This is a genomic window from Streptomyces violens (assembly GCF_000717745.1).
GTDB classification, from domain to species: domain Bacteria; phylum Actinomycetota; class Actinomycetes; order Streptomycetales; family Streptomycetaceae; genus Streptomyces; species Streptomyces violens.
Window position 1 is genome coordinate 135242 of sequence record NZ_JOBH01000010.1, and the last position, 15069, is coordinate 150310.

General features: G+C 71.4%; 11 protein-coding genes. 7 read left to right on the forward strand and 4 right to left on the reverse strand.

Annotation, left to right across the window (positions count from 1 at the left end; all coding sequences use genetic code 11):
- Positions 1 to 28 precede the first annotated feature (28 nt).
- A complete protein-coding gene (locus IF04_RS0119830) occupies positions 29 to 2254 on the forward strand; it encodes an ATP-binding SpoIIE family protein phosphatase (protein ID WP_078600510.1) in 2226 nt (741 codons plus the stop codon).
- Here IF04_RS0119830 and IF04_RS0119835 read toward each other — a convergent pair.
- The 3 genes from IF04_RS0119835 to IF04_RS0119845 form a co-directional block, all read right to left on the reverse strand.
- On the reverse strand, positions 2161 to 3288 hold the full coding sequence (locus IF04_RS0119835) for an AI-2E family transporter (protein ID WP_030259207.1): 1128 nt from the start codon (positions 3286 to 3288) through the stop codon (positions 2161 to 2163). The genes IF04_RS0119830 and IF04_RS0119835 overlap by 94 nt on opposite strands.
- 200 nt (positions 3289 to 3488) lie before the next feature.
- On the reverse strand, positions 3489 to 4442 hold the full coding sequence (locus IF04_RS0119840; protein WP_030259210.1) for a pirin family protein: 954 nt from the start codon (positions 4440 to 4442) through the stop codon (positions 3489 to 3491).
- Positions 4443 to 4637: 195 nt separating this feature from the next.
- A complete protein-coding gene (locus tag IF04_RS0119845) occupies positions 4638 to 5111 on the reverse strand; it encodes an SseB family protein (protein ID WP_030259215.1) in 474 nt (157 codons plus the stop codon).
- A 131-nt stretch (positions 5112 to 5242) separates the two neighbouring features.
- Here IF04_RS0119845 and IF04_RS0119850 point away from each other — a divergent pair, with 131 nt between their 5' ends.
- From IF04_RS0119850 to IF04_RS0119875, 6 genes are all read left to right on the forward strand, one after another.
- Positions 5243 to 7069, forward strand: coding sequence for an acyl-CoA dehydrogenase (locus IF04_RS0119850; protein WP_030259217.1), 1827 nt, complete (start codon positions 5243 to 5245; stop codon positions 7067 to 7069).
- A gap of 286 nt (positions 7070 to 7355) precedes the next feature.
- Positions 7356 to 8648, forward strand: a complete 1293-nt coding sequence (locus IF04_RS0119855) for a M18 family aminopeptidase (RefSeq protein ID WP_030259221.1) — start codon at positions 7356 to 7358, stop codon at positions 8646 to 8648.
- A 1-nt stretch (position 8649) separates the two neighbouring features.
- The gene (locus IF04_RS0119860) at positions 8650 to 10587 is read left to right on the forward strand and encodes an AfsR/SARP family transcriptional regulator (protein WP_037960018.1); all 1938 of its coding nucleotides are present in this window, start codon (positions 8650 to 8652) and stop codon (positions 10585 to 10587) included.
- 103 nt (positions 10588 to 10690) lie between these two features.
- Positions 10691 to 10918: a DUF6458 family protein gene (locus IF04_RS0119865; protein WP_030259226.1), complete on the forward strand. Its 228-nt coding sequence runs from the start codon at positions 10691 to 10693 to the stop codon at positions 10916 to 10918.
- A 344-nt stretch (positions 10919 to 11262) separates the two neighbouring features.
- Positions 11263 to 12246 carry a C40 family peptidase gene (locus IF04_RS36680; protein WP_245654445.1) on the forward strand — a complete coding sequence of 328 codons (984 nt, stop codon included), beginning with the start codon at positions 11263 to 11265 and terminating at the stop codon, positions 12244 to 12246.
- A gap of 91 nt (positions 12247 to 12337) precedes the next feature.
- Positions 12338 to 13177 (forward strand): helix-turn-helix domain-containing protein, encoded by an 840-nt coding sequence (locus tag IF04_RS0119875; protein WP_030259230.1) that lies wholly within the window; start codon positions 12338 to 12340, stop codon positions 13175 to 13177.
- Between the two features lie 18 nt (positions 13178 to 13195).
- Here the strand turns inward: IF04_RS0119875 and IF04_RS0119880 are convergent, their stop codons facing one another.
- Positions 13196 to 15007, reverse strand: a complete 1812-nt coding sequence (locus IF04_RS0119880) for an NHL domain-containing thioredoxin family protein (RefSeq protein WP_030259233.1) — start codon at positions 15005 to 15007, stop codon at positions 13196 to 13198.
- Between the last annotated feature and the right edge of the window lie 62 nt (positions 15008 to 15069).

Below are 15069 nucleotides of genomic sequence, written 5' to 3' on the forward strand. Positions count from 1 at the left end.
CTCCGTGAAACCCACCTAAAGTGATGCAATGCGCACCAAGGACGTCCTGGCCGCCATTGGCACCGGCCTGTGGCACTGGGACCACGCAGTGGGCAAGGTGAGGCTGGACGCCGAGGCGGCCAGGCTGCTCGGGCTGCCCGAGGAGCCGGCCGACTTCAGCGAAGCCTTCATCCGCTCCCGTTTCCACGCCGTCGACTTCGCCGAGATCAACGGCGTCGTCCATCTCGCGCTGACCGAGGGCACCCTCGCCGAGGGCAGACTGCGGGTCATGGACACCGACGGCAAGGTGCTGCGCGTCGTCCGCTGCCGGGCCCGCGTCACCCCGCTGGACAACAGCTACGAGCTGCTCGGCACCCTCCAGGAGGTACCCGAGCCGCAGCCGGGCACGTCCGCGGCGCGCACCCCCGTCACCGGCGACTGGCGCCGCTCCCGCGAGGCGTTCCTGCTGGACGCGGGCCGTGCACTGGCCGAGGCCCGCTCCACCGCCGAGGTCCTGCGGGTGGCGGCCGGCCTGTCCATGCCCGGCTTCATGCCCGACGGGCTGGCCGTCTTCGGCATCAAGGGCGACCACATATCGGTCATCGGGCACCACGGACAGCGCCCCGGAGACGAGCAGCCGTTCGTCGACATGTCCCTGAACACCGACTATCCGGCCGCCGAGGTGATACGGACCGGGCGCGCCATTTACCTCCCCACCCCGGAGGACTACCACCGCCGGTTCCCCGCGACCTGGCCGATGGCCGCGCGCTTCGACCGCCAGTCCTGGGCCTTCCTGCCGCTGATCAGCGCCGGCCGGACGGTCGGCGCCTGGATGGCCGCCTTCGCCCACCGGGTCGCCTTCACGCCCGACGAGCGCTCGGTGCTCACCACCGTCGCCCGGATGCTCGCCCAGGCGCTGCACCGGGCCGGCGACCAGGAATCGCAGCTGGAGCTGACGGTCGGCCTGCAGCGCAGCATGATGCCGACGGTGCAGCCGGACATCCCCGGCATGGCGGTGGCCGCGCGGTACGTCCCCACCGGCGGCGGCCTGGAGGTCGGCGGCGACTGGTACGACATGATCACGCTGCCCTCGGGCCGGATCGCCCTGGTCATCGGGGACGTGCAGGGCCACGACGTACGGGCCGCCGGCCTCATGGGCCAGCTGCGGATCGCGCTGCGCGCCTACGCCTCGGAGGGCCACCACCCCGACGCCGTGCTCTCCCGTGCCTCCCGCTTCCTCTCCGGCCTGAACGACACCGAGGCCGATGGGCTGGACCCGCGCTTCGCGACCTGCCTGTACATCGAGGTCGACCCGGCCACGGGGCTGCTGGACATCGCCCGGGCCGGCCACCCCGACCCCGCCATCCGGATGACCGACGGCACGATGCTGGTGCGGCCGACCGCGGGCGGGCTGCCGCTGGGCATCGAGCCGGACACCGACTACCCCACCACCCGGCTGGTCCTGGAGCCCGGCGAGACAATGCTCGTCTGCACGGACGGGCTCATCGAGACCGGCGGGCACGACCTGGAGAGCGGCTGGGCGCGGCTGCGGGACATCATCGAGAACCACGAGGAACCGGAGTCCGGCGACAGCCTCGAAACGCTCGCCGACGCGCTGGTACAGGCCGTGCACGGACCGTCCTCGCACCACACCACCGGGCGGCTCGCCGACCGCCGCGAGGACGACATCGCGATGCTGCTGCTGTGCCGTGAGGGCGGCAGCTGCGCCATCGGCACCGGCGGGCTGGAGCCGCGCGCGCCCGTGCGCCGCACGGTACTGACCATCGCGCAGGCCGAGCCGGAGCGGATCTCCGAGGCCCGCGGCCAGATCCGCGACGTGCTGCACGACTGGGCCGACGAGGACCAGATCGACTCGGCCGCCCTGATGGTCTCCGAGATGGTCACCAACGTCCTGCTGCACACCGACGGCGACGCCCTGCTGATCGCCGAGATCTCCGGTGTGAAGGGCTCCCGGCGCGTCCGGGTGGACGTCGCCGACAGCAGCGACGAGCTGCCGCACCGCCGTCGCCCCGGCGAGCTGGCCTCCTCCGGGCGCGGCCTGGTCCTGATGGAGCTGCTGGCGGGCGCCTGGGGCGTGAATCCGCGCGGGGACGGCAAGTCGATCTGGTTCGAGCTGTACGAGGACGCGCAGGAAAAGGCCGCCGCCGTACCGGACGCGGCTCAGGCCGGGGCGCCGCCGGACGTGTCCCCGGAGGAGCCGCCGGACGGCGGTCCCTCGCTGCCCGGCTCCTCGCTCTCCGAACCGGCCGCGTAGCGCTGGTGCAGCTCTGACAGGATCCCGGTGGCCGCCGCCGTCAGCGGCACGGCCAGCAGCATCCCGAGGATGCCCGCCACGCTCGCGCCCGCGGTGATCGCGAGCAGCACCACGGCCGGGTGCATATGGACGGTACGGCTCTGGACCATCGGCTGCAGGACGTGCCCTTCGAGCACCTGCACGGCCAGTACGACGCCCAGCGCCCACAGCGCGATCACGAACCCGCGGTCGGCCAGCGCGACCAGTACCGCGACCGCGCCGGAGATGAACGCGCCGAGGTACGGGATGTACGCGCCGACGAAGACCAGCGCGCCCAGCCCGACCGCGCCCGGTACCCCCAGGATCAGCAGCCCGACCGTGATGCAGACGGCGTCGATCAGCGCGATGACCGTCGTCCCACGCATGAAACCCTCGACGGCCTCGAAGCCGCGCCGCGCCATCCGCTCCAGCTGCGGCCCGGACTCGCCCGGTGCCCAGGACCGCATGACGCCCACCGCCCGCTCGGCGTCCCGCAGGAAGAAGAAGGTCAGCAGCAGCGCCAGCACGGCGGCGGCCACCGTCTGGCCGAGCAGGCTGATCCCGGAGAGCAGTCCGGTCGCGGCCCGGCCGCCGAACTTCTCCGCCAGCTCCTTGGCATTCGCCGTCAGGTCGCCCAGCGAGGTGCCGGAAGCGCCCAGGTGCTTGGTGAGCTCCCGGGTCGCCCGCTGCACCGACGACACGATCTGGTCGCCGGTGTCGATCAGCGCCGACACCACGATGTACCCGGCTCCGCCGACGACCACCAGCAGCACGGCGCAGGTCAGCCCGGACGCCAGCGAACGGTTGACCTTCATCGCGACCAGCCGCCGGTACACCGGCCCGAGCAGCGCACTGCCCAGCAGGGCCAGCAGTACGGGCGTCACGGCCGCCTTCAGGTGCACGGTCAGCCATACGGCGACCGCGACCACCGCCGCGACCAGCAACAGCAGCCCGCACCAGGCCGCCGCCCGACGAGCACCGAGGGGAAGCAGCGCTTCCCGATCATCCCCGTTCAACCTTTTCTGCACCGGGCCAGTCCACCACGTGCCCCCCAGGGGCGCGGGGAACTGCGCGCCCAACCGGACACATCCGGCACCCGGCCGACGCAGCGAACCCCTACGGCGAGCCGCCGTGGCAACACGGACACGGCCGTGCCCGGCGTTTCACGTGAAACACCGGGCACGGCCGTGGGCGAGTCGGATCAACCGGCGGCAGCTCAGCCCGCGGCAGCGGGAATCGTGCCGAGGCGCCCCGCCTGGAAGTCCTCGAACGCCTGGGCAAGCTCGGCGTGCGTGTTCATCACGAACGGGCCGTAGTGCATCATCGGCTCGCGGATCGGCTGCCCGCCGAGCAGCACGACCTCGAAGTTCGGGCTGCGGGACTCCTGGGTCGCGTCCGCCTTGATCGTGAGCGAGTCACCGGCGCCGAAGACGACCGACTGGCCCATCCGGAACGGACGGCCCTCGGGGCCCGCTGTGCCGCGCCCGGCCAGCCCGTACGCCAGCGCGTTGAAGTCCGACCGCCAGGGCAGCGTCAGCTCGGCGCCCGGGTTGAGCGAGACGTGCATCATCGTGATCGGCGTGTGCGTGATGCCGGGGCCCTCGTGGCCGTCGATGTCGCCCGCGATCAGCCGCAGCAGCGCACCGCCGTCGGACGAGGTCAGCAGCTTGACCTGGCCGCCGCCGATGTCCTGGTAGCGGGGGGCCATCATCTTGTCGCGCTTCGGCAGGTTCACCCACAGCTGCAGGCCGTGGAAGAGACCGCCGGACATCACCAGCGACTCCGGCGGCGCCTCGATGTGCAGCAGGCCGCTGCCGGCCGTCATCCACTGAGTGTCACCGTCGTTGATCGTGCCGCCGCCACCGTGCGAGTCCTGGTGCACGAAGGTGCCGTCGATCAGGTACGTGACCGTCTCGAAGCCGCGGTGCGGGTGCCAGGGCGTGCCCTTCGGCTCGCCCGGCGCGTACTCCACCTCGCCCATCTGGTCCATCATGATGAACGGGTCGAGGTGCTTGTAGTCGATGCCGGCGAAGGCACGGCGGACGGGGAAGCCCTCGCCCTCGAAACCGCTGGGCGCGGTCGATACGGCGAGTGCGGGGCGCTGCCGCCCCTCGGCGGGCGCCGCGACGCGCGGCAGGGTCAGCGGGTTCTCAACGGTCACTGCGGGCATGACGGCCTCCTCGGTCGTTCAACGCTCAATTTAGTTGAACACTGAACAACCCGCAAGCCGCGCTTCATTCCCAAAGACGTTCACGCAGGTCAGAGGCGCCAACAAACCGGTGGGCCGGTCACGTATCCACGTGACCGGCCCACCGGGTCGGAGCGGACGGGATCAGCCGTCCACGAAGCACACGAAGCGATCGCGCTAGCCGTACATCCGCCGCATCGCGAAGTCGACCATCTGCTCCACCGCCTTGGCGTCGAACACCATGCGGTGCTCGCCCTCCATGTCGAGCACGAAGCCGTACCCCGTCGGCAGCAGGTCGAGGACCTCGGCGCCGGTGATCACGAAGTACTTGGACTCCTTGCCGGCGTAGGAGCGCAGCTCCTTGAGCGAGGTGAACATCGGGATCACCGGCTGCTGAGTGTTGTGCAGCGCCAGGAACCCCGGGTTGTCACCCCGCGGGCAGTACACCTTGGACGTCGAGAAGATGCCCTGGAAGTCCTCGGCCGACATCGAACCGGTGGTGAAGGCACGCACCGCGTCGGCGAGGGAGGGCGGGGACGGCTCCGGATACAACGGCTGCCCGCCGTAACCGCCAGGAGCCTGCTGCGGCGGAGGCGGCGCAGCGCCGTAACCCTGCTGACCCGCGCCCACGTTCTGGTCGTAGCCGTACATAGCTGCAAAGCGTACTGAGTCACAGATGGGCCGTTAGGGGTTGCTTCTTATTACCGACGGGTAGCATCATCGAAGCTACTACCTGGTATGTGTTTGAGGACTTCCTCACGAAGGATTACGGAGCCGTCGCCATGGGGCACTACAAGTCGAATCTCCGCGACATCGAGTTCAACCTCTTCGAGGTGCTCGGCCGCGACAGCGTGTACGGCACCGGCCCGTTCGCGGAGATGGACGTCGACACCGCCAAGAGCGTGCTGTCCGAGATCGCCCGGCTGGCCGAGAACGAGCTGGCCGCGTCGTTCGAGGACGCCGACCGGAACCCGCCGGTCTTCGACCCCGAGACCAACACCGCGCCGGTCCCGGAGACCTTCAAGAAGAGCTACCAGGCGTACATGGACGCCGAGTGGTGGCGGCTGGGCGTCCCGGAGGAGATCGGCGGCACGACCACGCCGCGCTCCCTGCTGTGGGCCTTCGCCGAGTCCATCCTGGGCTCGAACCCGGCCGTGTGGATGTACGCCTCCGGTCCGGCCTTCGCCGGCGTGCTCTTCGAGGAGGGCACCGAGCAGCAGAAGCACATCGCCAAGGTCGCCACCGAGAAGGGCTGGGGCTCCACGATGGTGCTGACCGAGCCCGACGCGGGTTCGGACGTCGGCGCCGGCCGGACCAAGGCGGTCCAGCAGGCGGACGGCTCCTGGCACATCGAGGGCGTGAAGCGCTTCATCACCTCGGGTGAGCACGACATGGCGGAGAACATCCTCCACTACGTGCTGGCGCGCCCCGAGGGCCACGGCCCCGGCACCAAGGGCCTGTCCCTCTTCCTGGTCCCGAAGTACGAGTTCGACTTCGAGACCGGCGAGCTGGGCGACCGCAACGGCGTGTACGCCACGAACGTCGAGCACAAGATGGGCCTGAAGGCGTCCAACACCTGCGAGATGACCTTCGGCGACAAGCACCCCGCCAAGGGCTGGCTCATCGGCGAGAAGCACGACGGCATCCGCCAGATGTTCCGCATCATCGAGTTCGCCCGGATGATGGTCGGCACGAAGGCCATCGCGACCCTGTCGACCGGCTACCTGAACGCGCTGGAGTACGCCAAGGAGCGTGTGCAGGGCCCGGACCTGGCCGCCTTCACCGACAAGAAGGCGCCGCGCGTCACGATCACCCACCACCCCGACGTGCGCCGCTCGCTGATGACGCAGAAGGCGTACGCGGAGGGCATGCGCGCCCTGGTGCTCTACACGGCCACCGTCCAGGACGAGATCCTGATCAAGGAGAGCGCGGGCGAGGACGCCTCGGCCGCGCACGCGCTGAACGACCTGCTGCTGCCGATCGTGAAGGGCTACGGCTCGGAGAAGTCCTACGAGCAGCTGGCCCAGTCGCTGCAGACCTTCGGCGGCTCCGGCTACCTGCAGGAGTACCCGATCGAGCAGTACATCCGGGACTCCAAGATCGACACCCTCTACGAGGGCACCACCGCCATCCAGGGCCAGGACTTCTTCTTCCGGAAGATCGTCCGCAACCAGGGCGCGGCGCTGACCCAGCTCTCGGAGACCATCAAGAAGTTCCTGGCCGAGGCGGCCGGCGGCGAGGAGCTGGAGGGCGCACGCGGCGAGCTGGCCAAGGCCGCCGCCGACCTGGAGGCGATCGTCGGCGCGATGCTGACCGATCTCGCCGCCACGGAGAAGGACGTCAAGTCCATCTACAAGGTGGGGCTGAACACCACGCGCCTGCTGATGGCCTCCGGTGACGTCGTCATCGGTTACCTGCTGCTCAAGGGCGCCGCGGTGGCCCAGGAGAAGCTTGCGACCGCGTCCTCGAAGGACAAGGCGTTCTACCAGGGCAAGGTCGCGGCGGCGAAGTTCTTCGCGCACAACGTCCTGCCGGGCGTCGCCGTGCAGCGCGGGCTCGCCGAGTCCGTCGACCAGTCGCTGATGGAGCTGGACGAGGCGGCGTTCTGATCCGCCGCTGAGGCTCGCCTCCGCCTGCCGTTCATGGCCCCGTCCGGACCGTTCCGGGCGGGGCCATCGGCGGTTCCTGGCCGGGGGCATTGCCCGTTCTTGGGCGGGGGCATTGGCCGTTCCTGGGCGGGGGCATTGGCCGGTCTTGGGCGGGGGCATTGGCCGGTCTTGGGCGGCTCCTGAGTCCCTTTGAGCACCGGTGTCACACCGGCCACACCTACGCCGGATTCCACTCATCCGTACGGCGCAACACCCACCCGGTGCAACGCGTCCTTATGCTGAATCCATGAGCACATCTGTCCGCTTCGATCGCGGCCACACCGACGACCTGATGTCCTTCCTCGCCGCGAGCCCGTCGCCGTACCACGCGGTGGCGAACGCGGCCGCCCGGCTGGAGAAGGCCGGCTTCCGGCAGGTCGTCGAGACCGACGCCTGGGACGGCGAGGCGGGCGGAAGGTACGTGCTCCGCGGCGGCGCCCTGATCGCCTGGTACGTCCCCGAGGGCGCGACCCCGGCGACGCCCTTCCGCATCGTCGGCGCACACACCGACTCCCCGAACCTCCGCGTGAAGCCGATCCCGGACACGGGGGCGCGCGGCTGGCGGCAGATCGCGGTCGAGATCTACGGCGGCACGCTGCTCAACACCTGGCTCGACCGGGACCTGGGCCTGTCCGGGCGCCTGACGCTGCGGGACGGCAGCCACCGGCTGGTCAACGTCGACCGGCCGCTGCTGCGCGTGCCGCAGCTCGCCGTGCACCTGGACCGGTCGGTCAACGCCGACGGCCTCAAGCTCGACAAGCAGCGGCACATGACGCCGATCTGGGGCCTGGGCGAGGTCCAGGAGGGCGGCCTGATCTCCTTCGTCGAGGAGGAGGCGGGGCTCGCCGCCGGTGACGTGCGCGGCTGGGACCTGATGGTGCACAGCGTCGAGCCGCCCGCCTACCTGGGCCGGGACCAGGAGCTGGTCGCCGGGCCGCGGATGGACAACCTCCTCTCCGTGCACGCCGGTACGGCCGCGCTCGCCGCCGCCTCCGCACAGGACGGCCTGTCCTGCATCCCGGTGCTGGCCGCCTTCGACCACGAGGAGAACGGCAGCCAGTCCGACACCGGCGCCGACGGCCCGCTGCTGGGCACCGTGCTGGAGCGTTCGGTCTTCGCGCGCGGCGGCAGTTACGAGGACCGGGCGCGTGCCTTCGCCGGCACGGTCTGCCTGTCCTCCGACACCGGCCACGCCGTCCACCCCAACTACACCGAACGGCACGAGCCGGGCCACCACCCGCTGCCCAACGGCGGCCCGATCCTGAAGGTCAACGTCAACCAGCGGTACGCCACCGACGGCGGCGGCCGCGCGGTCTTCGCCGACGCCTGCGAGCGGGCCGGTGTGCCGTGGCAGAACTTCGTCTCGAACAACTCCATGCCGTGCGGCACGACGATCGGCCCGATCACCGCCGCCCGGCACGGCATCACCACCGTCGACATCGGTGTCGCGATCCTCTCGATGCACTCGGCGCGCGAGCTGTGCGGCGCCGAAGACCCGCATCTGCTGGCCGCGGCCCTGACAGCCTTCCTGGAGGGCTGAGTTGGAGTTCTCCCTGCTGGGTCCGGTCAGCGTCACCACCGCCGCGGGCGAACTCGCGCTCGGACCCGCCAAGCGGCGCAGCGTGCTCGCGCTGCTGCTCCTGCGGCCCAACACCACCGTCCCGCTGGATCAGTTGATCGACTCCCTGTGGGAGGACGAGCCGCCGGAGCACGCCCGCACGGTCGTGCAGGGACATGTGTCGCGGCTGCGCGCCACGCTCGCGGCGGCCGGCGCCGAGGCGTACGGCGTGGAGCTGGCCACGCACGGCTCGGCGTATCTGCTGCGGCTCCCCGAGGAGCTGATCGACGCGCACCGCTTTGGTGAACTGGTTTCGCTGGCCCGACCCGAGGCGGCCCCGGCCGACGCCGTGCCGCTGCTGCGGGAGGCGCTCGGGCTGTGGCGCGGTCCCGCGCTGACCGGCACGGTCACCAGTCCGCCGTTCGCCGCCGCCACGCACGCGCTGGACGAGCGGCGGCTGACGGCGGTGGAGGCGCTGGCCCGCGCGCACAGCGCACTGGGCGAGCACGAGCAGGCCGCGTCCGTGCTCTACACCGCCGCGGTGCAGCATCCGCTGCGGGAGGGGCTGATCGCCGCCCTGATGCGGGCGCTGTTCCGCACGGGGCGCCAGTCGGACGCGCTTGACTGGTACCACCGCACCCGGCGGCTGCTGAACGAGGAGCTGGGCGTCGATCCGGGCGCGCGGCTGCGCGGGGCGTACGAGGAGATCCTGCGGGCGGAGGAGGCGACGCCGGGCACCGGCACGGTACCGGCAGCCCGTACGGCGGGCGGGCCGGGCGCTCCTGATGCCGGGACCGCTGCGGACGGCGGTGCCGAACCCCCGGCTGCGGCGGTTTCACGTGAAACCGGGCCGTCCGGCGTCGGCCCGGACGGTGGCGCGGGTACGGGCCCTGTCCCGCCCCGGCTGCTGCCTCGGCCACCCGCCCGCTTCCTCGGCCGCGGAGCGGCGCTGGAGCGGCTCACCGCTGCGCTGACCGGCGACTCCGGCCCGGAGAGCGACAGCCCGCTGGCGGTCGTGACCGGACCGGCCGGGGTCGGCAAGACCGCGTGCGCCGTGCAGTGGGCACACCAGCACGCCGCCGACTTCCCCGACGGGCAGCTCTTCGCCGACCTGCGCGGTTTCGGCGAGGGCGACGCGGCCGAACCGGCCGCCGTACTGCGCTTCTTCCTCACCGCGCTGGGGACGCCGGAGCACGCCGTGCCGTCCTCCGCGACGGCCGCGTCCGCGCTGTACCGCTCGCTGGTCGCGGACCGCCGGCTGCTGGTCGTACTGGACAACGCCGGCAGCTCGGCGCAGGTACGGCCGCTGCTGCCCGGCGGCCCCGGCTGCGCCACGATCGTGACCAGCCGGAGCAGGCTGGACGGTCTGGTGGCCACCGACTGCGCCCGGCCGGTGGGGCTGCAGGTGTTCGGCGTACCGGAGGGCGTGGCGCTGCTGGGCGCGATGCTCGGCGCCGAGCGGGTGGACGAGGACCCGGAGGCCGCCCGCGAGCTGGTCGAACTGTGCGACGGGCTGCCGCTGGCGCTGCGTGCCGCGGTCGCCCAGCTGACCGCCCGGCCGCGCTGGCGGCTGGCCCGGCTGGCGGCCGCGCTGCGCGACGAGCGGCGCCGGCTGTCGCTGCTCTCCGCGGAGGACACCGGGATCGCCTCGGCGCTGCGGATGTCCGTGGCCCGGCTCTCGGCGGACGACGCACGGCTGCTGAGCGCGCTGGCGACCAGTACGGACGGGCAGCTGAACGCCTCGGCGGCGGCCGCGCTGGCCGGCTCGGACCTGGAGCACACCCAGGACGGGCTGGACCGGCTCGCCGAGATGCATCTGGTCGACGAGAAGGCCACGGACGTCTACACGATCAGCACGCTGACCCAGCTCTTCGCCAGGGACGGGACGGGAGAGCCGGAAGAGCCGGAACCGCACAACTGAGGTACGGCGCTTCTGGATTGGCGGGCGGCTGATTGACGCCTCCGCGTCCGGGTACTCGGCGCGGGACCCGCCCGGAACCGCCGATCCAGAGGAGGCGCACATCATGGGCATCGGCTGGTGCATCGGTCTGCTCGCCGCCGGAGGAATCCTGACCTTCGCGGTGGACTGGCAGATGGCCGGGGTCAACCTCGATCTCGTGGGCCTGATCCTGATGGCGGTCGGCATCATCGGTATCGCCGCTTACGTCAGCATCTTCAAGCGGCGGCGCATGCAGCCACCGCCGCCCGCAGCGCCCGTGATCGAGGAGACCCACCGGCACGGCTACGAGTGAAATAGCCACCGCTCTCCGACCATCTGCGACCGGACCGGAGAACGAAGACCGGACCCCAATGACTTGAAGGGGCGCCCGCGCGAGGACCGCGCGGGCGCCCCTTCTGTGTGCCCGCACGTCCCGTCATGTCCCGCACCCGGCCGGCCGGCGTCCCGCGCGCACCGTCCCACGCCCACGTCCCAGCAGGTCGGCGCCGCTCCCGGGACGTCCCGGCGGACGGGATGTCCCATGGGACAGCACAGCCCCGGATTCCCCCTGTGCCCCGCCCAATGATGGATCTCGTCGCCGAGGCGGCCGGTCGGCACAACGCCCCGGCGGCCTCCGTCAAACGAGGGGAATCCACCATGTCGCAGACCGACGACACCATGTTCCGCACGACTTCCAGCACCCGGGCACCGGCCCGAACGCCCCGCAGGAAGGCGCTCCGCAGGGTCCTCCCCGCGATCGCCGCGGCGGGCATCGGCATCTCCGGCATCACGGCCTGCTCGGGCGGTGACGCCAAGGCGGACACCGGCACCAAGGCCGCCGCGCAGACCACCGTCGAGGCGCGGGACACCAAGGCGGACCTGAAGACACAGGGCGGGACGGCCGCCACCATCAAGAAGACCGCGGCCGGCAGCACCTTCCCGACCTGGGGGACGCGCTGGGTGGTGCACGCCACGCCGGACACGAACTCACCGTCCGTCGGCATGATCAACAAGGACGCGCCGGGTCAGGACAAGATCACGGCCGACTACCAGGTCAACACGGGCAAGAAGGTCTGCGAAGGCAGCTCCTGCTCGACCTACATGGCACACATCACCGGCCCGGTGACCGGCTTCCTCAGCGTCGTCGCGGTCGACATCCCGCAGGACTCGCTGCCGGGCGTGCCCGTGCAGGGCGGCCCGCCGCCGGCCCCGGCGCCCGGCGGCACCCGCGGCGAGGCGCTGCAGCGCGCGGCCACCTGGCTGACCGCCAACAACGGTGCGCAGGTGCCCTACAGCCAGGCAAAGAACTGGAAGGACGGCTACCGCCAGGACTGCTCCGGCTATGTCTCCATGGCGCTGAACCTGGGCGCCCCGGGCACGAACACCGTGGGACTCACCAGCTCGAAGATCACCCGGCCGATCGCCGTCAACGAGCTGAAGCCCGGTGACCTGCTCATCGACGCGGCCGGTGACAGCAACACCCGGCACGTCGTGATGTTCGAGAAGTGGGACAACCCCGCGCACACCTCCTACACCGCGTACGAGCAGCGCGGCGGCCACGGCACGGACCACCGGTCCCTCACCTACGGGCTCAACGGCGGCGAGTTCAAGCCCTACCGCCCCGTGAAGTTCACGGACTGATCCGGGCAGTTTCCGGATCCTGTAACGAGAGGCACTTCCGCCGCAGGGGAGCGGAAGTGCCTCTCGCGGTGCGTACCGCGGCTGTGCTGGAATGCCGTGCGTGCATGGGAAACCGAACCGCGCCACCAGCCCCCGCCGTAAGCCCCTCGCGCCCCTGCCCGACCAACTCGCCGGACCGATACGCGACTTCGTGACCGGGCTGCGGCACATGCATGGCGAGCTGGGCCTCAGCCTGAAGGAGCTGGAAGGCAGACTCCCGGCCAGCAGATCGTCCCTGTCCCGCTACCTACGGGGCCAGAGCCTGCCCGACGAACGGCTGTTGGTGCAGTGGTGCAAGCTCTCCTTCACCGGCGAGGACCGGCTTCCGGAGCTGGTACGGCTGCTGCATCGCGCCAACGAAGCAGCGGCGGCGGGTGGTTCGGTGAGCACGGAGGTGCCTGGCGGCGCACCGGAACGGCCGCCGAAATCGGCCCTCCGGCTGAAGCCGGTCCTCGTGGGCGCGGCGACGGCTGCGGTGCTCGCGGTGGCAGCCGTCGTGACGTGGGGGCTGATCGACGACAACGACGCATCGGGCAAGGGTGTTTCACGTGAAACAGGCCCGGCCGCCAAGAACCACGAGACCGAGCGCATCACCATCCACAACATCGAGAAGGCGTGCCGGGACAGCCACAGCAGGGAGTGCGCCCTCGGCCTCGCGCTCGACCCGTACGTGCCCTACCGGCCGTCCAATATCGGTGGCCGGGCCTGGCACGGCGACCGACTGACCGCCTCGTGTCGCATCGCCAACGGCGTCACTGTCACCGACGAGGCCGGCGGCCACAGCAGCATCTGGTACGAGGTCCGCAAGGACGGCAAGAAGCTGTGGGTGCCCGGCATCCGGATCGAGCCCGACCAGCTGCAGTACTCCTCGCTCCGCAACTGCCCGGACTGATCCACTACCGCCGGCTGATCACGCCTCGCTGTCCAGCCCCGCCAGGACCAGCCCGAGCCGGGCGGTCCCGTCCGCGGTGACCGTGACCGGTACGCCCCAGTCCTGCTGGTGCACATGGCAGGCCGGGTACTCGATGTCCGGGTCGTCGTCGCAGGACGCCGCCATCGCGGAGACGTGCAGCACGCCCTCGGTGACCCCGTCCGCCAGCACCAGGTCGCGGCTGAGGTCCGTATCGGCGCCCTCGCCCTCCGCCAGCAGCTCCGGCGGGGTCGAGCTGACCAGCAGCCGGGTGGACGGGCCATAGCGGGTGTCCAGCTTCTGCCCGGCCGGCGCCTGGAAGACCACCTCCAGCCGGAGCCGGCCGGGGGCCACCTCGGTGGCGGCGCGCTGGGTGCGGTGCGCGACCGACTCGACCCGTACCGCCTCCTCGGGCAGCCGCAGCCGGGTCAGCCGGTGCCGGGCCGACTCCACGACGACGATGTCGTCACCGACGAGCACCGCGTCCGACGGCTCCCGCAGGTCCGTGGCGAGCGTGGTCACCTCGCCGGTCGCGGGGTCGAAACGGCGCAGCGCGTGGTTGTACGTGTCGGAGACCGCGACCGAGCCGTCCGGCAGCGCGGTGACGCCCAGCGGGTGCTGCAGCAGCGCCTGATCGGCGGCGCCGTCGCGGTGGCCGAAGTCGAAGAGGCCGGTGCCCACGGCCGTGTGCACGACGCCCTCGCGGTCGATCCAGCGCACCGCGCTGGTCTCGGAATCGGCGATCCACAGCCGGTCCTCGGTGGCGGCCAGGCCCGACGGCTGCGCGAACCACGCCTCGGCGGCCGGCCCGTCCACCAGGCCCTCGTTGGTGGTGCCCGCGGCGGCCCGTACGGTGCCGGCCTCCGGGTCGTACGTCCACAGCTGGTGCACGCCGGCCATGGCGATCCACACCCGGCCGTCGAAGTACGCCACGTCCCACGGCGAGGAGAGGTCCACCTCGCGGGCCGGGCCTTCGGTGGGCGAGCCCTGCCACCACTGCTTGCCGGTACCGGCGACGGTGCTGACCTCGCCGCTCTCCGGGTCGAAGACGCGCAGCGCGTGGTTCACGGTGTCGGCGACGATCACCTTGCCGTCGGGCAGCAGCGCGAGGCCCTGCGGCTCGCTGAAGGCGGCCCGCTCGGCCGGTCCGTCCGTCAGGCCGCGCTCGCCGGTGCCGATCCGGCGCAGCACGCTCTCGCCGTCCCCGTCCAGCTCCACGAGCTGGTGCCGGGTGGTGTCGGAGACCAGGAAGGAGCCCCCGGGCAGCTGAAGCGCCTTGCCGGGGAAGCGGAGGTCGGTGGCGACGGGCTCGGGCGGTACGTACGGGCCGTCGCCACGCCGCAGCGTCCCCTTGGCCTCGTGCTCCGCCTCCAGCTCCTCGACCAGCTTCTCGATGGCGTGGGCGTGGCCCTCACCGGCGTGCTGGGCGACGACATAGCCCTCGGGGTCGATGACGACCAGCGTCGGCCAGGCGCGGACGGCGTACTGCTTCCAGGTGGCGAGCTCGGGGTCGTCCAGGACGGGGTGCTCGACCTCGTACCGCTCGACGGCGTCGACGACTGCCTGGTGCTCCGCCTCGTGCACGAACTTCGGGGAGTGCACGCCGATGATGACGACGGTGTCGCGATGCCGCTCCTCCAGCTCCCGCAGCTCGTCCAGGACGTGCAGGCAGTTCACACAGCAGAACGTCCAGAAGTCCAGGACGACGATGCGTCCCCGCAGGTCGGAGAGGGTCAGTTCCTTGTCGCTGGTGTTGAGCCAGCCGCCCTTGCCGATCAGCTCGGGGGCCCGGACGCGCGCACGTGAAGCCATGTGGACATTCAACGCCACCCACCCGGTCGCGCATTCCAGCGGGGCCCGCGGGAAGTCCTCAG

Bases quoted from the DNA above. Each gene is read 5' to 3' on its own strand.
- IF04_RS0119830 (WP_078600510.1), top strand. From the start codon at position 29: ATGCGCACCAAGGACGTCCTGGCCGCCATTGGCACCGGCCTGTGGCAC.
- IF04_RS0119840 (WP_030259210.1), bottom strand. From the start codon at position 4,442: ATGCCCGCAGTGACCGTTGAGAACCCGCTGACCCTGCCGCGCGTCGCG.
- IF04_RS0119845 (WP_030259215.1), bottom strand. From the start codon at position 5,111: ATGTACGGCTACGACCAGAACGTGGGCGCGGGTCAGCAGGGTTACGGC.
- IF04_RS0119850 (WP_030259217.1), top strand. From the start codon at position 5,243: ATGGGGCACTACAAGTCGAATCTCCGCGACATCGAGTTCAACCTCTTC.
- IF04_RS0119855 (WP_030259221.1), top strand. From the start codon at position 7,356: ATGAGCACATCTGTCCGCTTCGATCGCGGCCACACCGACGACCTGATG.
- IF04_RS0119865 (WP_030259226.1), top strand. From the start codon at position 10,691: ATGGGCATCGGCTGGTGCATCGGTCTGCTCGCCGCCGGAGGAATCCTG.
- IF04_RS36680 (WP_245654445.1), top strand. From the start codon at position 11,263: ATGTCGCAGACCGACGACACCATGTTCCGCACGACTTCCAGCACCCGG.
- IF04_RS0119875 (WP_030259230.1), top strand. From the start codon at position 12,338: ATGCCGTGCGTGCATGGGAAACCGAACCGCGCCACCAGCCCCCGCCGT.
- IF04_RS0119880 (WP_030259233.1), bottom strand. From the start codon at position 15,007: ATGGCTTCACGTGCGCGCGTCCGGGCCCCCGAGCTGATCGGCAAGGGC.